Consider the following 21,149-nt stretch of genomic DNA (forward strand, 5'->3'; position numbering starts at 1 on the left):
GCGTCGCTCCTCACGAGAGTGCCCCCGTGAGTTCGGTCAGCGACAGCGATGCGTAGGTCTGCAGCGGGGGGCCAGCCGAGAAGTGCAGTGCCTCGATCGCCCGCGCGATCTCACGCAGCTGGGCATCGGCATCCGTGAGGGTGTCGTGGAGCGTCGACCGACGGTCATCGATGGCCATTGCGAGGTCGGCGACCTGCACGTCCGCGATCTGGGCCTCGAGCTGATCGAGCAGCCGCTCGGGGCGGGTCGACCCGGTCGACAGCGGCTGGGCGGCCAGGTGCTCCCGGATGCGCGCCACGGCGAATCGCAGTGATCGGGGGTTCTCGGGGTCACGGACCAGCAGATCGATCACGCCGCTCGCGTAGAGCCCGCCGCGGTACCGGCGGCGGTGCGTGACCACGCTTTCGCTGGCACGCAGCACAGCTTCGAGAACTTCTTGTTCGACGTCGCCGACGAGGCGGTCGACCATCGTCGCTCGCAGCAGGATGCCGATCTGCAGCGCGCGCTCGATGGCCCGCCCGGTCCCGATCATGTGCCAGCCGGCATCGCGGATCATGTTCGCCGAGGTGCCCTGCAGCGCCAGAAGCGCCGTGAGCATCTGTCCCGCTGCCTCGCCGATGCCGTGGGCGTGCGGAGTGATCCGCAGGGCAGCGCCGGCGCGATCGGTGGCGGCGAACACCCGCCAGGTGTCGGCCGAGAGCTGATCGCGCACTCCCTCGAGGGTCGTCCGCAAGCGCGAGAGCGAGTGCGCCACCGAGCCGGGACGAGCGCCGTCGAGCAGTACCGACCGGAACTCGTCGTCGAGGTCGAGCCACCGCGTGCCGCACAGGCGCTGCGTCGCGCCCACGAGCACCTGGGTGCTCTGCGCCGCGGTCAATCCGGGGGCGGTGAGCTGATCGGCATCCGATCGGATCGCGAGAACGAGCCGCAGCAGATCCTCAGCGCGCTCTGCGTAGCGTCCCGACCAGAACAGGTCGTCGAGTGCGCGCGGGGCCACCTCGGGGACTGACTGGACGACGGCGACCGTTGTGGCGTCCGGCAAGCCCTGATCGAGGTCCGCCGGATCGGCCTTGAGAACCCACACGTCCTTCGATGCGGTCGGAAGTGCGGCGTCAGCGACGGCGGTGGCAAGCCCGCCGATGAGCGGACGGTAGGTCGACTGATGCCGGAGCGTGAATGTTCGCAGCACCACCGGCCTCGCGTCGACCTGGCCGGGCGAGCGCCACGTCGGTGCCTGCGAGAGCGGGAGGAGCTCTTGCGCGGCGAAACGGTGCGGGCTGTGCCGTATGCTGTCGACGAGCCGGGCGGGGTCGGATGCGTCGAGCGGTGTCCGAGGCCCGTCGATGGCCCGAACGACAACCGTCGGGTCTGCTCCGAGCAGCCGCGGGGTGAGCAGGTCCAGAGCGTCAGGATCGCCGCACCACCAGGTCGGCGTCGACGCGAGGCGCAACTGTTCGCCGAGCAGGCGCTCGCACAGCGCTGGAAGGAACGGAAGCAGCGCCGGGTTCTCGAGCACACCGGCGCCGAGCCCGTTGACAAGGCGCACGCCGCCCCGGCGAACCGCCTCGGTCAACCCCGCGACGCCGAGTTGCGAGTTTCCCCGCAGCTCGAGGGGGTCGCACCATTCGGCATCCACGCGACGCAGAATGACGTCGACGCGCTCCCGCGGTGTCACCTCGGGCCATCCTGCGGGTTTCATCCAGACCTTGCCGTCTCGCACGACGAGGTCTGCCCCCTGCACGAGCGGGAAGCCGAGCATGCCCGCCAGGAATGCCTGGTCGTAGGCGGTTTCTGACAGGGCGCCGGGGGTGAGAACCACGACGCGTGCATCGGGGCGGGCATCCGGTGCCGCCGCGATGAGCGCTTCGCGCAGAGCGTCGAAGTAGGGCTCGATGCGGTGCAGCGTGGCGCCGTGGAACAGCTCGGGAACGACCTGCGAGACGATCCGGCGGTTCTCCATCGCGTAGCCGAGCCCCGAGGGTGCCTGCACGCGATCGGAGATGACCCGCCACTCGCCGTCGCCGTCGCGCCCGAGATCGGTGGCGCTGAACAGCAGGGGGTGCGGGTCGGTGGATCCGGTTCCGGCGACCGCCCGGATGTAGCCGGCGTGCCCCAGCACTGTCGCTGCAGGCAGGATGCCTTCGCGCAGCATCCGGCGCTCGCCGTAGACGTCCACGAGCAGAGCGTTGAGGAGTTCGGCGCGCTGCGCGAGTCCGACATCGAGCTTGGCCCAGTCGCTGCTGTCGAGCACGAGGGGCACGGGATCCAGGCGCCACGGCTCGGGTTCGGAGTCGGCCGGGTTGTAGGTCACGCCGTCATCGGCCAGGAGTGCCCCGACTTCGCGGTTCAGTCGCGACAGGTCGTCGATGGTGAGGGTGAGTGCTCCCGGAGCCATCGCGCGCCACGCGGGTCGCAGCGTGCCGTCGGGTGCGATGACCTCGTCGAAGCGCGCCGAGGATCCCCGGGGTGAAGCGAAGGGCAGCGTGGGTTGGGTGACCGCGGCGGCATAGTCGCGGAGGACGCTCACGCCGGGGCGATCCTGCGCAGGTCGAGGGTGTGCGGATAGTCGGCGGATGCCGCGTGGCGGCCGCGCTCGCGGAGGGCGCCCACATCGACGTGCCCGGGAGTGTGTCCGTGGGCCTCGAAGCGGCTCGCACGGCGAGCCTCAGCCTCGAACGCGTTCACCGGCGGGTGCTCGTACGCCCGTCCGCCCGGGTGGACGACGTGGTAGGTAGCGCCGCCGAGGCTCGCCTCGGCACGCGTGTCGATCACGTCGACGGTCAGCGGCGAGTGCACCTCGATCGAGGGATGCAGCGCCGACCACGGCTGCCAGGCGCGATAGCGCACGCCCGCGTAGAACTCGCCGAGCGTGCCGGTCGAGGTGAGAGGCACAGGTACACCATTGCACGTCACAAGGTGTCGGCGCTCGTCGATGCCGCGCACCGTGACCTGAATGCGCTCCACAGAGGAGTCCACGTAGCGCGCGGTTCCCGATCCCGTGGCTTCTTCGCCGAGCACGTGCCACGGTTCGATCGCCTGCCGAAGTTCGAGTTCGATGCGTGCTCCGGGCGCCGAGATCCGAGCCAGCCCGATGCGCGGGAAGCGGAACTCTGCGAAGGCGTCGAGCCAGGACTGCTCGAACGGGATGCCCGCGCGGTTCAGGTCGTCGACGACGCCTTCGATATCGAGCAGCGTCCCGTGAGGGAGGAGGAATTCGTCGTGAAGGCGCGTTCCCCAGCGCACGAGCGGCTCGTCGTAGGGCGTGTCCCAGAACCAGGCGATGAGGCTGCGCACCAGGAGAGCCTGGACGAGGGCGAGTTCGGGATGCGGTGGCATCTCGAATCCGCGGAGTTCGAGCAGCCCGAGGCGTCCCCGGCTGGAGTCGGGGCTGTACAGCTTGTCGATGCAGAACTCGGCCCGGTGGGTGTTCCCGGTCAGGTCGGTCAAGAGGTGGCGCAGGGCCCGGTCCACGATCCAGGGGCGGGCGCTGCCGCCGGCGGCTGCAGCCTCGGCATCCAGCCGCCGCAGCTCGCGCAGCGCGACCTCCATCTCGTACACAGCCTCGGGCCTGCCCTCGTCGAAACGCGGAGCTTGGCTCGTGGGGCCGATGAACCGCCCCGAGAAGAGGTAGGACAGGCTCGGATGCCGCTGCCAGTAGGTGATCAGGCTTGCCAGCAGGTCGGGGCGACGAAGCAGCGGCGAGTCGATGGGCTGAATGCCGCCGATCGTGATGTGGTTGCCGCCGCCGGTTCCGGTGTGCAGGCCGTCGAGGTCGAACTTCTCGGTGGACAGGCGGCTGCGCCGGGCAAGGTCGTAGAGCGTTGTGGTCAGCTCGCGCTGCTGCGCCCACGACGACACCGGCTGCACGTTCACCTCGATGACGCCGGGATCGGGGGTCACGACGAGCTGCTCGAGCCGCGTGTCGGGCGGCGGCGCATACCCCTCGATCACGAGACGGATGCCGGTGGCAGAGGCCGCCTGCTCGAGGACGTGCAGCAGGTCGGTGTAGTCCTCGAGGTGCGCGACCGGGGGGAGGAAGACGTGCACCTGACCATCGCGGGCCTCGAACGCGACAGCGGTGGTCGCGGTGGTTGCCACACCCTGCAGCGACACGTCCGGGATCTCGGGCTCGCGAAGCGGTGACTCTTCGAGATACGAGGGTTCTGCCGTCAGCTCCGGGGGTGTCCACGACACCGAATCCAGCGGCAGGCGCAGGCCGATGGGGCTCGTGCCGGGGCTGAGTACGAGCCGGCCGCGACGGAACGTCCACACGGGGCTCGTCCAGTGCCCGTCGGTCGTGAGGGGCAAGACCCAGCCGGTGGGGGTGTCGACATCACGGTCGAGGGCGGCGAGGTCGTGCTCGTCGAATCCCTCGACGTCGGTGGGTTCACCGGCGGGCTTGCGCACCTCCGCCGCCAGCGCCGCGAGCGGGTCTTCGTAGGCGGGCAGCAGGCGGCTATTCGGGATGCCGAGGGTCTGGGTGACGCGCCGGGCCAGGGTTTCGGCATCCGTCGTCGCGCCTGGCTGGGGTTCATCGGACCACGGGTCGGCGAACAGGGACGGGTCGTTCCACAGCGGCACCCCGTCTTTGCGCCACTGCAGCGCGATGTTCCAGCGAGGCAGCGGCTCGCCCGGGTACCACTTGCCCTGGCCGCGGTGCACGATGCCGCCGCCCGCGTACCGCTCGCGCAGCTTCTCGGCGAGCGTGTCTGCGAGCTCCCGCTTGTGGTCGCCGTCGGCGTCGGTGTTCCATTCGGGGGCCGTCGTATCATCGACCGAGATGAACGTCGGCTCGCCGCCCATGGTCAGGCGCACATCCGCGGCGGTCAGCCGTTCATCGACGGCCTCGCCGAGCTCGTCGATGCGCTGCCACTGCGCGTCGGTGTAGGGGCGGGTCGTGCGGGGGTCCTCGTGGATGCGGCGCACCTCGTTGTGGAACGAGAACTCCACCTCGACAGCCTCGGTAGCACCCGAGATGGGGGCAGCCGACGAGGGTTCGGGTGTGGCGCTCAGTGGAATGTGGCCCTCGCCCGCGAACAGGCCGCTCGTGGCATCCAGCCCGATCCAGCCGGCTCCAGGAATGTAGACCTCGGCCCACGCGTGCAGGTCGGTGAAGTCAGCAGCCGGCCCGCTCGGGCCGTCGAGGGACTCCTGGTCGGGGGCGAGCTGGACGAGATATCCCGAGACAAACCGCGCGGCCAGCCCGTACTGGCGCAGCAGGCTCACGAGCAACCAGGCGCTGTCGCGGCACGAGCCGATGCCGCTGCGAAGCGTATGGTTTGGGGTCTGCACTCCGGCTTCCATCCGCACGCTGTATGAGACCCGCTGCTGCACGGCGCGGTTCAGGTCGGCGAGGAACGTGACGGTCGGAACCCCATCCTCGGGCAGCGGCGGCAGGGTCTCGCGCCATCTTTGGGCGCGACCGCTGCCGGGGACAGAACGCAGGTAGGGGGCGAGATCGGATGCCAGGTCCGGGCGGTACTCGAAGGGGAACCGCTCCGCGTACTCCTCGATGAAGAAGTCGAGCGGATTGATGACCATCATGTCGGCGACCAGGCCCACCGTGATCTCGAGCCGGTCCACCTTCTCGGGAAAGACCAGGCGGGCCACCCAGTTACCGAAGGGATCCTGCTGCCAGTTGACGAAGTGGTTCTTCGGGCTCACCTCGAGCGAGTACGCCTCGATGGGGGTCCGTGAGTGCGGGGCCGGCCTCAGTCGAACGAGGTGGGGTGCGACCGAGATCGGCCGGGCGAACTCGTACGCGGTGCGGTGCTCGAGAGCCACCTTGATCGACATGCACACAGCGTGGCGGAGAACTGTTGCGCGCGGGTTACGGTTTGCCGACCAGTCCGACCTGTCCCGACCCTCAGAGCGCGGCGAGTTGTGCGTCGAGGAACTCGCGGACGTCGGCGAGTTCCTGCTCCGAGACACTGTGCGTCAGTCCCGGGTACGCGCCGCCCGAGAGCGTGGCGTGGGCGGGCAGCCACTGCATCGTGTGCTCAACGAGCGCCTGGGGGATGACGTCATCGTGCGTCCCGCGGCCCCAGAACACCGGCGGCTTTCGCTCGGCCATCGCCGCATCGCCCTCCAGGTCGCCCGGGGCCACGTAGCCGCTGAGGTTGACGGCGAACGCGAACCGGTGCGGCTCCAGCCGCAGCGCTTGCATCGAGACCGCCGCACCCTGCGAGAAACCGAGAAGCCCGACCGGGTCGTCGCCCGCGAGGGTGTCGACCCACTCGATGAGGCGACGCGCGGCGTCCGTCACCCGCGACGGGTCGCGGCCATCCAGTCCTTCGATCGGATACCAGGAGTATCCCGGCGCGGGCCACGGGGGCGTGAGGGGTGCGCGAACGGCGGCGACCGTGACGTCCGCCGGAAGGTACGGCCGTAGCCCGAACAGATCGTGTTCGTCGGACCCGTAGCCGTGCAGCAGCACGAGCAGCGGCCGCCCGGCGCGGTCCTCGGGGTCGCTCGACCAGAGGACCGTATCGTCGGCGAGCGCCGGCGTGTCGATCTCGCTCATGGCCTCAGGGTATACAAGAGACATGCCGGTACGGACCCCAGACCCTGACCCCAACGAGCGCGATGACGAGGGAGCGCCCCGCGATCCGCTGGGCGGGATCGGCTCCTCGTTCGGTCGCGCCGGTCATCCCGTCGGCGACGGAAGCTTCGGATCTCCCGCCCCCGGCAACGCCTCCAATCCGGGTTGGCTCACCGACATCGAACTCGCCGAGGCGCGACGGCGCCTGCCCATGCTCTACGTCGAGGCGCTCCCGGTGCGCACTGACGGTGTGGGCCTGGTCACCGAGGTCGGCATCCTGCTTCGCGCTACCCCCTCGGTGAGATCACCCGCTCGCTCGTCTCGGGGCGCGTCCGCTACGGCGAGACTGTTCGCGACGCGCTGTTCCGCCACCTCGAGAACGACCTCGGACCGATGGCGTTCCCGCTGCTGCCCCCACAGCCCGTGCCGTTCACGGTCGCCGAGTACTTCCCGATTCCGGGCGTCAGTCCGTTCTTCGATGACCGTCAGCACGCGGTCTCGCTCGCGTTCGTCGTGCCCGTGACCGGCACGTGCGAACCGCGCCAGGACGCGCTCGAGGTCACGTGGATGTCGCCGGAGGAAGCGGCATCCGACTCGCTGGCGGACGAGATGGAAGGTGGCAGGGGAACGCTCGTGCGCCTTGCGCTGGCCAGCGTCGGCGCGCTGCGCTGACTCCCGGAGAGTCGATGCCTACCAACGTCCAGCTCGTCGAGTTCGCCGTCGGACTCCCGATCGCTCTAGGGATCTCGTACCTCATCGCGCTCGCAATGCGGCGGCTGTTCCGAGAGCGCCTCCCCCTGTCGCTCCCGGTGATGATCCTCACCTCCGTGGTAGGGACCGCGATCGGGCTGTTCATCGCGGGATGGTTCGTCGTGGACGCCCGCCTGTGGACGCCCTTGACCCTGCTGATCGCGTTCGGTTCCAGCATCCTGGTCACTTTCGCCGTTTCGGGGCTGTTCGTCGGTCTGCGGCGTGACCCCGGCAAGGTCGACATCGGCGCGCTGCTGGCTGCCGGAGAATCCGATCGCGTCGAGTTCAAAGAGACGGCGCGGTGGAACGTGCGGGAGAACAAGAAGGACGCGCGGATGGAGCAGGTGGTCGCAAAGACCGTCGCCGCCTTCCTCAACAGTGGCGGCGGAACTCTGGTCGTGGGCGCCAGCGACGATGGCGAGGCTCTGGGGCTTGGCCGCGATCTCGCGACCCTCCGCACTCCCGATGCCGACCGCTTCGAGCTGTGGTTGCGCGACATGCTCTCCACGCTCCTGGGGCGCAACGCGGCGGCGTTGCCGATCGTGAGGTTTCCCACGGCGCCGAACGGGGAGATGGTCTGCGCGATCGTTTGTCCGCCCTCGCCACGACCAGTTTTCGTGACGCAGGCGAAGGACGGATCCTCGACGGAACTGTGGGTTCGGGTGGGCAATTCCACGCGCTCCTTCGCGGTCGACGAGGCTGTCGAGTACGTTGCGCGGCACTGGGCTCGTCGGGGCGTGCTGCGACGCACGGCCGATCCCAAGCATCCCGCTACCTGATCGTCATCTGGGCGCGGTACGGTGTGTGCGCTCGGGGGAGATTGATCCCGCATGTCCCGGAGGACCGGATGCCCGACAACGCCCCATCTGCTCACACCGACGCATCGCTGTCGACTCCGTTCGATGAGCTCATGAATGCTGCGCCGGATTCCAAGCTCATGCGATCGCAGGCGCAGCAGATCGAGGCCGACGCGAGGATGCGGGCGTCCGAGCACCTCGAACGCGCACGCGAGAAGGCGCAGCGCATCATCGACGCGGTGACGGCCCAGGCCGACACGGTGCTCCGCGACGCGGAGGATCGCACCCGGCAGCTGCGCTGGCAGCAGCACCAGCTCACGAGCTTCATGGCCGAGGTCAAGGAGATGATCCGTCCGGACGGTGTGAGCGCGCAGCCCCCGTCATCCGAGTGGGAGCCATCCGAGTACCGCGACGCCGCCGCGGGTGCCGACATCGCGCCGACCGGAGACGGTGCCGCCGAGCACGCGTAGTCTGGCCGGAGCCCGTGAGGGAGGTTCGGCATGGTCCAGGTACGCGTCGCCGGGGTGGCGATGGACTCGATGGCACAGCACGTCATCCTGCTCAAACCGCTGGGTGATGCTCCCGGGACCGGGTCGATCGTTCCCATCTGGATCGGTGCCCAGGAGGCGACATCCATCCTCGTCGCCGTCGAACACGCGGTGACACCGCGACCGCTTGCTCACGACCTCATGTCGGTGATGCTGAAGCAGTTGCACGCCCAGGTGACGCGCGTCGAGGTGACCCGGATCACGGACGGCACGTTCTATGCCGAGATCACCATCGTCCACGGCGACCAGGTTCTTGTCATCGACGCACGACCATCGGATGCGATCGCGTTGGCGTCGCGAACGGGGCCGCGATCTGGGTGGCAGACGCGGTTCTCGAGGAAGCCGGCATGCCCGACATGCTCGACGAGGATGACGCTGAAGTGTCAGTCGACGAGTTCAAACGCTTTCTCGACGAGGTCGATCCCGAGGACTTTCGCGGCTGAGCGCCTCGGGGCCGGCGCCTGAGGTGCCGGTCGAGCCGCGTACCACCAGGGTCGTCGGCAATTCGATGATGCGCGCTTGTGGGTCGGCGCCGTGGGCGATGGCGACGAGTTCATCGATAGCGGCCGCCGCCATCTCACGAATCGGCTGGCGAACCGTCGTCAGGGCGGGCTGAACCCACTTCGCTCCCCGCACGTCATCGAACCCGACCACGAGAACGTCCTGTCCCACCCGCATGCCGAGGTCGGCGGCGGCGCGATACACCCCGATGGCCATCTCGTCCGAGATCGCGAAGACGCCGATCGGCCCGGATGCCGCGGCCTCGCGCAGCGCGGGAAGGCTTGCGCGCCAGGCGCCCGGGGAGCTCCAGTCCGCGCGGATCCGGTGAATGGTGGCGGTCGGATGCCGGGAACGCACCGTGGTCTCGAAGCCGTCCACGCGTGCACGTCCGAAGCGGTATGACGGTGCGGCATCCACGACGATGAACTGCTCGGCTCCGGCGTCGAGCAGGTGCTCTGCGGCCGACCATGGCGTACGCGGCAGGCATCGAGCGGATCCTCGCGTCCCACGTCGCGCTGATGGACGCCTACGACCCGCGCGGGCGCATCGACCTCGTCTGTGATGAGTGGGGCACGTGGTGGAACGTCGAGAAGGGCACGAACCCCGGATTCCTCTTCCAGCAGAACACCGTGCGCGATGCTCTGGTGGCAGGCTTGCACTTCGATATCTTCCACCGGCACGCGCGTCGGTTGACGATGGCCAACATCGCCCAGACCGTCAACGTGCTGCAGGCCATGATCCTCACCGACGGCGAGAGCCTCGTGCTGACACCCACCTACCACGTGTTCGAGATGAACAAGGGTCACCAGGATGCGTTGCAGCTGGGCGCTCACGTCCTCGAGGTGCCGAGCGAGACGGTGGGGGATGAGGACCTACCGTTGTTGTCGCTCTCGGCATCCGTCAAGGACGAGACCGCCCTGGTGTCGTTGACGCACCTCTCGGCACACGACGACCTCGATGTCCGCATCGACCTGCGCGGTCGTGCTGCCACCGTTGTCCGTGCCCGGGTACTCACCGCCGAGAGCGCGTCGGACTTCAACGACCCGAGTGCACCCGATCGGGTGGCGCCGGTGTCGCTGGAGACGCGGATCGAGGACGGCATGCTCTCGGTGCGGCTCCCGGCGCACTCCTTCGCGACCGTCGAGCTCAATCTGGGTTGAGGGAGCCCGCGCGAGGTGCCTCAGGCGTTTGTCGCGCGGGCGATCGCCTCGATCAGGGCGTCGATGTCGGACTCGGTGGTGTCGAAGCTGCACACCCACCGAACCTCGCCGACCGAGGCATCCCAGTCGTAGAACCGGAAGCTTTCGCGGACCCGCTCGGCAGCTCCCGGCGGCAGGGTGGCGAAGATGCCGTTGGCCTGCGTCTGCTGCGTGAACCCCACCCCGTGGATGCTGCCCGCGGCAATCGCCTCCTCCAGGCCACGCCGCAGCCGCGCTGCCATCGCGTTGGCATGGCGTGCGTTACGCAGGAACAGGTCGCCCTCGTACAGCGCGACGAGCTGGGCTGAGACGAACCGCATCTTCGAGGCCAGCTGCATGTTCATCTTGCGCAGGTAGTGCAGCCCCACGGATGCCGACTCGTTGAGCACCACGATCGCTTCAGCGGCAAGCGCCCCGTTCTTGGTGCCGCCGACGCTGACCACATCGACACCCGCATCCGTCGTGAAGGCATGCAGGGGGAGGCCCAGGGCCGCGGCGGCATTCGAGATCCGAGCGCCGTCCATGTAGAGGAGCATCCCGCGTTCGTGGACGTGGTCGGCTATCGCCCGGATCTCGGCCGGCGTATAGAGCGTGCCGAGCTCGCTCGACTGCGTGATGGCGACAACCAGCGGCTGAGCGCGGTGTTCATCACCCCACCCCCACGCCTCGGTGTCGATCAGCTCGGGCGTCAGCTTGCCGTCGGGAGTCGGGATCGTCAGGAGCTTGATGCCGCCGACCTTCTCGGGCGCGCCCCCTTCGTCGCTGTTGACGTGTGCCGTGGATGCCGCGATCACCGCCCCCCACCGGGGCAGCATCGACTGCAGTGCCGTGACGTTCGCGCCCGTGCCGTTGAAGACCGGGAACACCTCGACGGGCTTGCCGAAGTGACCAGCGAACACACCGTGGAGCCGTTCGGTCACCGAATCGGCGCCATACGCGGGCTCGTGATCGACGTTCGCGGCGGCGATCGCTGCGAGCACCTCGGGATGGATGCCTGAATAGTTGTCGGAGGCGAAGCCGCGGGCGTGGACGGGGGTGCTGGTCACCGTCTCAGCCTACGGTTCGCGCAGGCGTGCACTCGCGAGGCCGTCATGCGTCGCCAGCCCGGATGCCGGCCGTCGAGGCGATCACCGGGCGCATCTTCTTCTCCAGTGCTTCGTAGAACATCGACAGCGGGAACTCGTCGTCGAGCACGGCATCCGTGTAGCCCGAGAGGGGGCCAGCGAGCACGTCGTCGGGGAGTCCCCGGTTCCACCGCGAGGCGGGGTGGGGCGGCAGCGTCTGGCGGATGAGGTCGTAGGCGGCCAACCAGTGCACGGGCTTGGGGCGGTCGATCGAGGCCCAGTACAACTCGTCGATGCTGTCGGCGAGCGCAACGACGGCGGCAGGGACGGCGTCCCAGTCGATCGACAGGGCGGTATCGGTCCAGTTGAGCACGCCGCGCTGATGCAGCCAGGCGAACAGCAACTGCCCGCCCAGCCCGTCGTAATTGCGCACCCGGGAGCCCGTGATCGCGAAGCGGAAGATGCGGTCGAACACGACGGCGTACTGGACCAGTCGCGCGTGTTCGAGTGTTTCCTCCTCGGTCCCGCTCAGCGGCTCTCCGCCCTCGAGCCGAGCCTGCAGCCGCTCGTGGATCCGCACGCTCTCGCGGAAGGCGGTCAGATCGCAGCGCAGTTCCTCGAGGGCGTACAGGAAGTACGGCATCCGCTGCTTGATCATGAACGGGTCGAACGGCAGATCGCCCCGCATGTGGGTGCGGTCGTGGATGAGATCCCACATCACGAACGTGCGCTCGGCGAGGGCGGCGTCATCCAGCATTCGAGCCGCGTCGGCGGGAAGGTCGAGCTTCGTGATCTCGGCCGCCGCGCGGACGACCCGGCGGTAGCGGGCAGCCTCGCGGTCCTGGAAGATCCCTCCCCATGTGAAGGTCGGGATCTCGCGCATCGCCACGGTCTCGGGAAAGAGCACAGCAGAGTTCGTGTCGTAGCCCGACGTGAAATCGATCAGGCGCAGCGAGACGAAGAGGGCATTGCCGTAGTCGGTGCTCTCGAGCTCGGCGACGAACTCTGGCCAGATGGCCTCGACCAGCACGGCTTCGACGTGGCGCTGCCTCGACCCGTTCTGCGTGTACATCGGGAAGACGACGAGGTGACGGATGCCGTCCACGCGCTGCCGCTGCGGTTGGAACTCCACGAGCGAGTCGAGGAAGTCCGGGATGCCGAATCCGCTCTCGACCCAGCGGTTGAAGTCCCGGGTGAGGGCGTTGAGGTAGTCGCTATCGTGCGGGAATGCGGGTGCCAGCTCCTCGACGGCGCGCATGATCGCCCCGACGTGCTCGCGGGCGGCGGCGTGATGCGCGGCATCCGGAATCGAGCCGTCGGCAGCCTGCAGCGGGTGCAGCGCCTCGGCTGCGGACTTCAACGCAAGCCAGGCCGCGGACACCTCGACCGAGGCGGCGATCTCGGCGGGCGCGAGGGGAGTGAGGGGTGCGGGGGACGACAGGGTCGACATGAGGCCTCCGAACGTAGGGTCGTCGCGAGTCTAGATTTTCTCCGTTCCTAATGCGTTTGGGCAGGAATATTTCCGGCTTTCGGCCGTTGCGGTCGATAGGCTCGTTCGCATGGTTCCGGAAACGCTGCTCCCTCGGCTCGATGACGACACCGATGCCCGCATCCTGCGCGCGCTATCGGTGGATGCGCGTGCGACTCTCGCCGACCTGTCAGCGGCAGTCGGTCTGTCGGTGTCGGCGGTGCAAGCGCGGGTGCGCCGACTGGAGAGCCGCGGGATCATCGCGGGTTACCGCGTCGTGGTCGATCCCGAGGCTGTCGGCAAACCGCTAGCCGCGTTCGTCGAGATCACCCCGCTCGACCCGGCTCAGCCCGACACGGCCCCCGAGCTGCTCGCCCACCTCGAGGAGATCGAGGCGTGCCATTCGGTTGCGGGAGCGGCGAGCTACCTCCTGCTGGTGCGGGTCGCCACTCCGCGGCACCTCGAGTCGCTGTTGCGAGAGGTTCGCGCGGCAGCCAATGTGAGCACGCGAACGACCGTCGTGCTCCAGACGTTCTACGAGAACAGGCCGGTCGCGCCCGCTGCCCGCACCTGACGCGCGGCAGCTGCGGGTCACGTGTTCTGCGGGAACCCCAGGTTGACGCCGCCGTGCGAGGGGTCGAGCCAGCGAGACGTGACAGCCTTCTCTCGCGTGAAGAACGAGAAGGCCTGCGGTCCGTACGCCTTCGCGTCGCCGAACAGCGACGCCTTCCATCCGCCGAACGAGTGGTACGCGACCGGCACCGGGATGGGCACGTTGATGCCGACCATTCCGACGCTCACCTCGCGTTGGAACCGTCGCGCTGCGCCGCCGTCGTTCGTGAAGATCGCGGTGCCGTTGCCGTACGGGCTTGCGTTGATGATCTCGATCGCCTCGTCGTACGCGCCGACGCGCACGACCGACAGGACCGGCCCGAAGATCTCGTCGCGATACGCGGCAGACGAGGTCGGCACGGCGTCGAGCAGGGTGGGACCGAGCCAGAAGCCCCCGGGTTCGCCGTCGACCTCGACACCCGCGCCGTCGACCACGACCGTCGCACCGTCGTCGCGGGCGACCCCGATGTACGAGGCCACCTTGTCGCGGTGCGCCGCCGTGATGAGCGGGCCCATGTCGCACCCGCGCAGACCGTCACCGGTGCGCAGCGTCGCCATGCGTTCGGCGATCTTGTCGACGAGGGTGTCCGCGATCGAGTCGACCGCGAGCACGACGGACACCGCCATGCACCGCTCGCCCGCCGAACCGAAACCGGCATTGACCGCCGAGTCGGCCGCGAGGTCGAGGTCGGCATCCGGCAGCACCAGCATGTGGTTCTTCGCTCCGCCCAGAGCCTGCACGCGCTTGCCGTGCGCGCTCGCGGTCTCGTAGATGTACTTCGCGATGGGGGTCGAGCCGACGAACGACACCGACGCGATGTCGGGGTGCTCGAGGATCGCGTCGACGGCCTCCTTGTCGCCGTGCACGACCGAGAGCACTCCCGCCGGCAGCCCCGCCTCGGCGTAGCGCTCTGCGATCCAGTTCGCCGCCGAGGGGTCCTTCTCGCTGGGCTTGAGGACGACCGCGTTGCCGGCGGCCAGGGCGATCGGCACGAACCACAAGGGAACCATGGCGGGGAAGTTGAAGGGACTGATCACACCGACCACCCCGAGGGGTTGGCGCAGAGTGTACACATCGACGCCCGTCGACACGCTCTCGGAGTACTCACCCTTGAGCAGGTGCGGTGCGGCGCAGGCGAACTCGACGACCTCCAGGCCCCGGGCGATCTCGCCGTGAGCGTCGGCGAGCACCTTGCCGTGCTCCGACGTGAGGATGCGGGCCAGCTCCTCCTTGCGGGCGTTCAGGATCTCGCGAAAGGCGAACATGACGCCCTGCCGCTTGGCGAGGCTCGCGTCACGCCAGGCGGGTGCCGCGGCGGTCGCGGACGCGACGGCGGCGGCGACGTCGTCGGCTCCGGCCAGGCGCACCTCGCGCTGCGCTTCGCCGCGCGCCGGGTCGTACACCGGCGCCGTACGGGTCGAGGTGCCGGGCCAGGCGGCGCCGCCGACCCAGTGATCGAGGACGGGAAGATCGGACATCGGAGTGCCTTTCGTGAGGCGGGCGGTCTCGGCCGCGCCGGAGGGGGTCAGAGAGCGGCATCCAACAGGGCGAGCACGTCGTCGTAGATCTCGACGGCGCGCGCGACCTCGTCAGCGCTGACGGTGCACGGCGGCACGACATGGATGCGGTTGTCGACGGTGAATGGGAGCAGGCCGCGGGCGAGCATCTCGGACTTCGCCCGCGCGATCTCGCCCGCGCGCAGCGGGTCGCGGGTGTCGCGGTCAGCGACGAGCTCGAGGGCCCAGAACACACCCTCGCCGCGCACTTCCCCGACCACGGGATGGCGTTCGGCGAGGTCGGTGAGCGCGGGGGCGAGCACGTCCGAGCCGATGCGCCGCGCGTTCTCGACGATGCCCTCCGATTCCATGGCGTCGATCGTGGCGACGATCGACGCGGCCGCCAACGGGTGGCCGCTGTAGGTGAGGCCACCGGGAAACACGCGATCGTCGAACGCGTGAGCGATGGGGGCGCTGATCAGTACGCCGCCGATCGGGACGTAGCCAGAGTTGACGCCCTTCGCGAAGGTGATCAGATCGGGCACGACTTCGTGGCCCTCGAAGGCGAACCAGCGACCCGTTCGCCCGAACCCGGCCATCACCTCGTCGAGGATCAGCAGGATGTCGAACTCGTCGGCCAGTTCCCGCACCCCCGCGAGATAACCGGGCGGGGGCAGGAGGACCCCGGCGGTTCCGGGGATCGACTCGAGCAGGATCGCCGCGATCGTCGACGGACCCTCGGCTTCGATCACGCGCCGGAGATGGTGGAGGGCGCGTTCGCACTCCTGCTCGACGCTGTCGGCCCAGAACTCGCTGCGGTACAGGTATGGGCCGAAGAAGTGCACGTGGCCGCGAGCGAACTCGTTCGGCATCCGTCGCCAGTCGCCGGTCGACACGATCGCCGCCCCGGTATTGCCGTGATACGAGCGGTACGTCGAGAGCACTTTGTCGCGTCCCGTGACCAGGCGTGCCATTCGGATCGCGTTCTCGTTCGCGTCGGCCCCACCGTTGGTGAAGAAGACCTTCTCGAAGCCATCCGGTGCGTGCGCCACGATGCGCTGCGCGGCACGACCGCGCGCCAGGTTCGCAGCGGTCGGCGCGATGGTCGTCAGCACATCGGCCTGTGCCGCGATCGCCGACGTGACCGCCGGATGCTGGTGTCCGATGTTCACATTCACGAGCTGGCTCGAGAAGTCGAGGTATCGCTTACCCGACTCGTCCCAGAGCTCGGTGCCGGAGCCGCCCGCGAACACGAGCGGTGACAGCGCCGCCTGCGCCGACCACGAGTGGAACACGTGCGCACGATCGAGATCAAATGCTTCGCTGTCGGTGGTCATGAGCCCTGCTTCGTGGGGGGTGATGCCGGGTCGGCCGGCGATGCCGACCGACCCGGCGCGGGAGTTACTGGCCGCCCTCGGTGAGGGTGACCTCGATCGGGGTGTACGTCGCCGAGACGTCGTAGCCCTCCTCGACGAGTTCCGCGAGCGCCTGCTCGATGTACTCGTTCGAGTACGCCGACGCCGGCGGCTCGGCCGTGATGAGGTTCAGTCCGTCCTGGTTGACAGCCGACAGGGCCCCGGCGACAGTCTTGTCCCAGGCTGCCGGGTCCATCACGCCGAACTCCGAACCGTTCCAGATGAGCTTGTTGACCTCGTTCATCATCCACTCCTGGTGCACGGGTCCCACCGGGAAGGCAGCTTCGGCGTTGATCGCGTAGTCGTAGGTGATGGCGGCTGCCTCGACGGGATTGTCGCGGGCGTAGATCCAGCCCTTGGCGATGGCCTTCAGGAACCGCACTGCCGCATCGGCGTATGCCGGGTCGGAGGCCAGGCGCTCGGTGTCGGCCCAGATCGCGTCCTGCAACATCGCGCCCTCGGTCTCTTCGTACGAAATGACGTTGAGGTCCTCGAGAGTGTAGAGCTCACCGGTCTCGGGGTTGACGGTCTCGAGCACCTGCGCGAGTTCGTTGTAGGTCATCGCTTGGGCGGCGTCGACGTCTCCGTCCAGCAGCGCGTTCATGCTGAAGTCCTGCGTCGTGATCGACACCGTCGTGGAGTCGAGGTCCTCGGCGGCCATCGCCGCGAAGATCTCCCACTCGTTGCCGAAGCCCCACGAGCCGATCCGCTTGCCCTCGAAGTCGGCGACGCTCTCGATCCCCGAGTCGGCCCACGACACCTGGGTCGTCCCCGATTCCTGGTAGACCTGCGCGATGTCGGTGAGTTCCGCGCCGGTCGCCTCGAGGCTGCCGAGCACCTTCGGGACCCAGGCGATCGCGAAGTCCACGTCGCCGGCGATCAGCGCGTCCTGCGGCACGATGTCACCGCCCGAGGGGACGATCTCGACATCGTCGAAGCCCTCTTCGGCGAAGTAGCCCTGGTCGAGGGCGACGTAGTAGCCCGCGAACTGTGCTTGCGGCAGCCATTGCAGCTGCAAACTCACGGACGTGAGCGGCTCGAACTCGCCGCTGTCTTCGGTCGTTGCGGGTTCGGATGATCCCGCGCACGCCGCCAGTGCGAGTGCGGCGACGGTGAGGGTGGATGCGGCCACGAGGCCGCGTCTGGTGCTGTGTCTCACGGTGTTCCCTTCATCTGTGGGGTGCTCTCTCGGTGGTACGGGTGGTGCTCGATGCCGGTTAGACCGGCATCCTTCGGGTCGCCAGCCGCTCGAGCAGCGAGGTGACCAGGAAGAAGAAGAGGCCGATGATGATTCCGCCGAGGACGAAGGCCCAGGCGAGCGCGGCCCGCCCCGACTTGGCGTACGTCGCGATCGCGGTGCCGATGCCGTCAGCGGGCCCGCCGAAGTACTCCGCGACGAGGGCCGCGATGACCGCCAGCGAACTTGCGATCCGCAGACCCGTCATGAGGTAGGGCAGGGCCGTCGGCAGGGTCAGCAGTCGGAAAGTCTGCGCCGACGTGGCAGCCGACGCGCGGAACAGGTCGCGGTGCACGGGCCGGCTCTGCCGCAGGCCCCGCAACACGTTGACGAACACCGGGATGAACGCGGCAAGACCTGCAACCGCCTGCCTCCCGAACTGGCTGGACGCCCCGAACATCGTGTTCAACACCGGCGTGATCGCGACGATCGGAATCACCGCGAGCGCCGCGACGAGGGGGCCAGCATCCCGTCGATCGGCCGGATCGCCGCGGCGAGCGCGGCCAGCGCGATGGCGATGAGCGATCCCGCGATGAGCCCCACGAAGGCGTTGGTCGCGGTGACGGCCATCCCCTCGGCGATGATGTTCCACCGCAGCACGAACTCCTGCGCGATCGCGATCGGACTCGGCAGCATCCGGGGCGCGGCGGCTGCGACGTCCACGTACAGCACCCAGGCCACGAGCCCGAGGATGCCGACCCCGACGGGAGCGGCGGTGCGCACCCACGACGGCAGCGCGGGAGCGGTGGGTTCGCGCAGGCTCATCGTTCGTTCGCCCTCTCGATCTTCGAGCCGTGCAACGCTTCGCGTACAGCCGTGACCCGCTCGAAATAGGCGGGGGACTCGCGCAGGTCGTCGTCACGCGCGTCGCCGAGTCCCACCGTGACGACTTCGGTGATGCGGCCCGGTCGCGGGCTCATCACGACGACACGGTCAGACAGGAACACCGCCTCGGGGATCGAGTGCGTCACGAACACCACCGCGGCGCCGGTCTCGGCGGCGATGCGGGTCAGCTCGGACTGCAGGTACTCGCGGGTCATCTCATCGAGCGCCCCGAACGGCTCGTCCATCAGCAGCAGGCGCGGACGGGTCGCGAGGGCGCGCGCGATTGCGACACGCTGTTGCATCCCGCCCGACAACTGGTCGGGATAGCGTTCGGTGAAATCCGACAACCCCACGAGTTCGGCGAGCTCCGCGACCCGCGCGGCGCGTTCCGGCTTGGCGGTGCCGTGAAGCTCGAGCGGCAGGGCGATGTTCGCGGCCACAGTGCGCCACGGCAGCAGTCCCGCCTGCTGGAACGCGATGCCGTAGTCCTGGTCGACCCGGGCGCGCGCCGCGGGTTTGCCGAAGATCTGCAGATCCCCGCTCGTGGCCGAATCGAGATCGGCGATCAGGCGCAGCAGCGTCGACTTTCCGCATCCCGAGGGCCCGATCAGCGAGACGAACTCGCCGGCCGCGACTTCGAGATCGACGCCCGTCAGCGCCGTGACATCGCCCGCCTTCGTCGGGAAGAACTTGCCCACGTCGCGTGCGTGCACGGCGGCGGTCGCGGTCGGCGCGGTCGGTGTCTGAGGGGTCATGCGGTGGCCTCTCCTCGTCGGTAGCGGTGGAGTCCGACCCCGATCAGCGCGACGGACCCGGCGGCGATCAGACCCAGCACGATCGAGCCGAAGATGGGTCCCCACGGGGCGGCCGGATCGCTGGATCCCTGGCCGGCGAGTTGGATCAGCATCCGCCCGATTCCGCCGCGCATCCCGATCGAGACCTCTGCGACGACGACACCGAGCACGGCGTTCGCTGCCGCCAGGCGCAGCGCGGGCAGCAGGTGGGGTACGGCGGCGGGCAGCCGCAGGTGGCGCAGCGTCGACCAGTACCCGACGGCGTAGGTGCGCATGAGGTCGACGTGGATCCGGTCGGGGGCTTCGAGTCCGCGCAGAGCGCCGACAGCGACGGGGAAGAACGCGAGATACGACGCGATGACGGCGACCGACAGCCATTGCGGCCAGCTCGTCCCGCCGCGGTCGATCTGGTTGCCGATCGCGTTGATGACCGGGGCGAAGGCGATGAGCGGGACCGTCTGGCTTACGACGATCCAGGGCAGCAGCCCCCACTCCAGCAGCTGCCAGCGCTGCATCACGAGTGCCAGTGCGCCGCCGACGATGACGCCGAGCACCCACCCGACGGCGGCGATTCCCAGCGTCGTGACGGCCGCGATCGCGACTGTCGCGATCAGCGGCGGGGTTTCCCCCCCGCTGGTCGGCTCGAACAGTCGCGCGAGCATGTCCCACACGTGCGGCATCGCACGGTCGTGGGTGCGGGGCAGGATCATGACCCCCGAGCCCGTCTGACCCTCGACGGCGCCGATCACGACACCCTCCGCGGGCCCCAGGAACTTGTAGGCCTCCCAGAGCAGCACGATCGCGAGCACGCCGAGGATGCCCCAGCCCAGTCCCGTCGCCCTCCGGCTCATGTCTGCAGCCGCTTCACTCGCCGTCACGCCTCACGACTTGGCCGTGACCTTCTCGCGCAGGGCCGGGATCACGGTCTCGCCGTAGACGCGGAGGGTCTCCTCCTTGTTGTCGTGCTGCAGGTACCCCGCGAACTGCGTGACGCCGAGCTCCCGTAGCGCCCCGAGCTTGGCGATGTGCTCTTCGGCGGTGCCGAGGACGCAGAATCGGTCGACGATCTCGTCGGGAACGAAGTCCACGTGGTCGTTGTCGCTCTTGCCGTGGGAGTTGTAGTCGTACCCGGTGCGTCCCGCGATGTAGTCGGTGAGAGCACGCGGCACGCTGCCGTCGGTGCCGTACTTCGCGACGATGTCGGCGACGTGATTGCCGACCATCCCCCGAACCACCGGCACTGGTCGCGCATGTGCTCCCAGTCCTCGCCGATGTACATGGGGGCCGCGACGCAGAAGTCGATCGACTCGGGGTCGCGGCCGGCTGCCGCTGCGGCATCCTTGACCGTTTTGATCATCCAGGCCGTGATGTCGAGGTCCGCCAGCTGCAGGATGAATCCGTCGGCCACTTCGCCCGTGAGCTTCAGCGCGAGCGGCCCGTACGCTGCGACCCAGACGTCCAGCTCGGACCCCTGGCTCCACGGGAACTGCAGCGTCGATCCCTTGTACTCGACGGCTCGAGAGTTCGCGAGCTCCCGGATCACGTGGATGGACTCCCGCAGTTCGGCCAGCGTCGACGGCTTGCCGTTGGTGACCCGCACCGCCGAGTCGCCGCGCCCGATGCCGCAGATCGTGCGGTTTCCGTACATCTCGTTCAAGGTCGCGAACACGGATGCCGTGACGGTCCAGTCCCGTGTCGCGGGGTTCGTCACGAACGGGCCGACGACGACCTTGCGGGTCTCGGCGAGGATCGCTGAGTAGATCACGTACGGTTCCTCCCACAGCAGGTGGGAGTCGAAGGTCCAGACGTGGCTGAAACCGTGCGCTTCGGCCAGCTTCGACAGCTGGATCACGCGCGACGCGGGAGGATTCGTCTGCAGGACGACACCGAAGTCCATCGTC

18 protein-coding genes and 2 pseudogenes are annotated in these 21,149 nt (G+C 68.7%); 6 read left to right on the plus strand and 14 right to left on the minus strand.

Annotated elements, in window-relative coordinates:
- Positions 1–10: 10 nt before the first annotated feature.
- From MICSW_RS01750 to MICSW_RS01760, 3 genes are all read right to left on the minus strand, one after another.
- Positions 11–2,527 (minus strand): circularly permuted type 2 ATP-grasp protein, encoded by a 2,517-nt coding sequence (locus tag MICSW_RS01750; RefSeq protein ID WP_464496583.1) that lies wholly within the window; start codon positions 2,525–2,527, stop codon positions 11–13.
- Complete coding sequence (locus tag MICSW_RS01755; RefSeq protein WP_464496584.1) at positions 2,524–5,796, minus strand: transglutaminase family protein; 3,273 nt, start codon at positions 5,794–5,796, stop codon at positions 2,524–2,526. The genes MICSW_RS01750 and MICSW_RS01755 overlap by 4 nt, the downstream gene beginning before the upstream one ends.
- 70 nt (positions 5,797–5,866) lie before the next feature.
- Positions 5,867–6,523 (minus strand): alpha/beta hydrolase, encoded by a 657-nt coding sequence (locus tag MICSW_RS01760; protein ID WP_228177371.1) that lies wholly within the window; start codon positions 6,521–6,523, stop codon positions 5,867–5,869.
- A gap of 22 nt (positions 6,524–6,545) precedes the next feature.
- Between MICSW_RS01760 and MICSW_RS01765 the strand changes: the two are divergent.
- The 4 genes and pseudogenes from MICSW_RS01765 to MICSW_RS01780 all read left to right on the plus strand — a co-directional run bounded on the left by MICSW_RS01765 (position 6,546) and on the right by MICSW_RS01780 (position 9,101).
- Positions 6,546–7,213: pseudogene (locus MICSW_RS01765) on the plus strand (NUDIX hydrolase family protein).
- 14 nt (positions 7,214–7,227) lie between these two features.
- Positions 7,228–8,070, plus strand: coding sequence for an AlbA family DNA-binding domain-containing protein (locus MICSW_RS01770; protein ID WP_228177369.1), 843 nt, complete (start codon positions 7,228–7,230; stop codon positions 8,068–8,070).
- A 68-nt stretch (positions 8,071–8,138) separates the two neighbouring features.
- Positions 8,139–8,558 (plus strand): hypothetical protein, encoded by a 420-nt coding sequence (locus MICSW_RS01775; protein WP_464496585.1) that lies wholly within the window; start codon positions 8,139–8,141, stop codon positions 8,556–8,558.
- A 30-nt stretch (positions 8,559–8,588) separates the two neighbouring features.
- Positions 8,589–9,101: a bifunctional nuclease family protein gene (locus tag MICSW_RS01780; protein WP_464496586.1), complete on the plus strand. Its 513-nt coding sequence runs from the start codon at positions 8,589–8,591 to the stop codon at positions 9,099–9,101.
- Here the strand turns inward: MICSW_RS01780 and MICSW_RS01785 are convergent.
- Positions 9,033–9,620 (minus strand): LacI family DNA-binding transcriptional regulator, encoded by a 588-nt coding sequence (locus tag MICSW_RS01785; RefSeq protein WP_464498469.1) that lies wholly within the window; start codon positions 9,618–9,620, stop codon positions 9,033–9,035. The two genes, MICSW_RS01780 and MICSW_RS01785, sit on opposite strands and share 69 nt — an antisense overlap.
- Between MICSW_RS01785 and MICSW_RS01790 the strand changes: the two genes are divergently transcribed.
- The gene (locus tag MICSW_RS01790) at positions 9,605–10,297 is read left to right on the plus strand and encodes an alpha-L-arabinofuranosidase C-terminal domain-containing protein (RefSeq protein WP_464496587.1); all 693 of its coding nucleotides are present in this window, start codon (positions 9,605–9,607) and stop codon (positions 10,295–10,297) included. The two genes, MICSW_RS01785 and MICSW_RS01790, sit on opposite strands and share 16 nt — an antisense overlap.
- 20 nt (positions 10,298–10,317) lie before the next feature.
- Here the strand turns inward: MICSW_RS01790 and MICSW_RS01795 are convergent, their stop codons facing one another.
- Together MICSW_RS01795 and MICSW_RS01800 are read right to left on the minus strand one after the other, a co-directional pair.
- Complete coding sequence (locus MICSW_RS01795) at positions 10,318–11,382, minus strand: threonine aldolase family protein (protein WP_464496588.1); 1,065 nt, start codon at positions 11,380–11,382, stop codon at positions 10,318–10,320.
- 43 nt (positions 11,383–11,425) lie between these two features.
- Positions 11,426–12,850, minus strand: a complete 1,425-nt coding sequence (locus MICSW_RS01800; protein ID WP_292727960.1) for a DUF6421 family protein — start codon at positions 12,848–12,850, stop codon at positions 11,426–11,428.
- Positions 12,851–12,959: 109 nt separating this feature from the next.
- Here MICSW_RS01800 and MICSW_RS01805 point away from each other — a divergent pair, with 109 nt between their 5' ends.
- Positions 12,960–13,442, plus strand: a complete 483-nt coding sequence (locus MICSW_RS01805) for an Lrp/AsnC family transcriptional regulator (protein WP_464496589.1) — start codon at positions 12,960–12,962, stop codon at positions 13,440–13,442.
- A 17-nt stretch (positions 13,443–13,459) separates the two neighbouring features.
- Here MICSW_RS01805 and MICSW_RS01810 read toward each other — a convergent pair whose 3' ends face one another.
- The 8 genes and pseudogenes from MICSW_RS01810 to MICSW_RS01845 form a co-directional block, all read right to left on the minus strand.
- Complete coding sequence (locus MICSW_RS01810) at positions 13,460–14,959, minus strand: CoA-acylating methylmalonate-semialdehyde dehydrogenase (RefSeq protein WP_292727964.1); 1,500 nt, start codon at positions 14,957–14,959, stop codon at positions 13,460–13,462.
- A gap of 47 nt (positions 14,960–15,006) precedes the next feature.
- Positions 15,007–16,314, minus strand: a complete 1,308-nt coding sequence (locus MICSW_RS01815) for an aspartate aminotransferase family protein (RefSeq protein ID WP_228177357.1) — start codon at positions 16,312–16,314, stop codon at positions 15,007–15,009.
- A 64-nt stretch (positions 16,315–16,378) separates the two neighbouring features.
- A complete protein-coding gene (locus MICSW_RS01820; protein WP_228177356.1) occupies positions 16,379–17,551 on the minus strand; it encodes an ABC transporter substrate-binding protein in 1,173 nt (390 codons plus the stop codon).
- A gap of 58 nt (positions 17,552–17,609) precedes the next feature.
- Complete coding sequence (locus tag MICSW_RS01825) at positions 17,610–18,068, minus strand: ABC transporter permease (protein WP_464496590.1); 459 nt, start codon at positions 18,066–18,068, stop codon at positions 17,610–17,612.
- Positions 18,065–18,394, minus strand: a complete 330-nt coding sequence (locus MICSW_RS01830) for a hypothetical protein (protein WP_464496591.1) — start codon at positions 18,392–18,394, stop codon at positions 18,065–18,067. The genes MICSW_RS01825 and MICSW_RS01830 overlap by 4 nt, the downstream gene beginning before the upstream one ends.
- Positions 18,391–19,209 (minus strand): ABC transporter ATP-binding protein, encoded by an 819-nt coding sequence (locus MICSW_RS01835; protein WP_228177354.1) that lies wholly within the window; start codon positions 19,207–19,209, stop codon positions 18,391–18,393. Before MICSW_RS01835 ends, MICSW_RS01830 begins: the two co-directional genes overlap by 4 nt.
- The gene (locus MICSW_RS01840) at positions 19,206–20,126 is read right to left on the minus strand and encodes an ABC transporter permease (protein ID WP_464496592.1); all 921 of its coding nucleotides are present in this window, start codon (positions 20,124–20,126) and stop codon (positions 19,206–19,208) included. The genes MICSW_RS01835 and MICSW_RS01840 overlap by 4 nt, the downstream gene beginning before the upstream one ends.
- 3 nt (positions 20,127–20,129) lie before the next feature.
- Positions 20,130–21,145, minus strand: a pseudogene (locus MICSW_RS01845) (TIGR03842 family LLM class F420-dependent oxidoreductase).
- Between the last annotated feature and the right edge of the window lie 4 nt (positions 21,146–21,149).

The organism is Microbacterium sp. SW12 (assembly GCF_055391095.1).

Coding starts and splice junctions, on each gene's coding strand:
- MICSW_RS01755 (WP_464496584.1), bottom strand. CDS start 5,796: ATGTCGATCAAGGTGGCTCTCGAGCACCGCACCGCGTACGAGTTCGCC.
- MICSW_RS01780 (WP_464496586.1), top strand. CDS start 8,589: ATGGTCCAGGTACGCGTCGCCGGGGTGGCGATGGACTCGATGGCACAG.
- MICSW_RS01815 (WP_228177357.1), bottom strand. CDS start 16,314: ATGACCACCGACAGCGAAGCATTTGATCTCGATCGTGCGCACGTGTTC.
- MICSW_RS01830 (WP_464496591.1), bottom strand. CDS start 18,394: ATGAGCCTGCGCGAACCCACCGCTCCCGCGCTGCCGTCGTGGGTGCGC.
- MICSW_RS01835 (WP_228177354.1), bottom strand. CDS start 19,209: ATGACCCCTCAGACACCGACCGCGCCGACCGCGACCGCCGCCGTGCAC.
- MICSW_RS01775 (WP_464496585.1), top strand. CDS start 8,139: ATGCCCGACAACGCCCCATCTGCTCACACCGACGCATCGCTGTCGACT.
- MICSW_RS01760 (WP_228177371.1), bottom strand. CDS start 6,523: ATGAGCGAGATCGACACGCCGGCGCTCGCCGACGATACGGTCCTCTGG.
- MICSW_RS01770 (WP_228177369.1), top strand. CDS start 7,228: ATGCCTACCAACGTCCAGCTCGTCGAGTTCGCCGTCGGACTCCCGATC.
- MICSW_RS01800 (WP_292727960.1), bottom strand. CDS start 12,850: ATGTCGACCCTGTCGTCCCCCGCACCCCTCACTCCCCTCGCGCCCGCC.
- MICSW_RS01790 (WP_464496587.1), top strand. CDS start 9,605: ATGGCGTACGCGGCAGGCATCGAGCGGATCCTCGCGTCCCACGTCGCG.
- MICSW_RS01810 (WP_292727964.1), bottom strand. CDS start 14,959: ATGTCCGATCTTCCCGTCCTCGATCACTGGGTCGGCGGCGCCGCCTGG.
- MICSW_RS01805 (WP_464496589.1), top strand. CDS start 12,960: ATGGTTCCGGAAACGCTGCTCCCTCGGCTCGATGACGACACCGATGCC.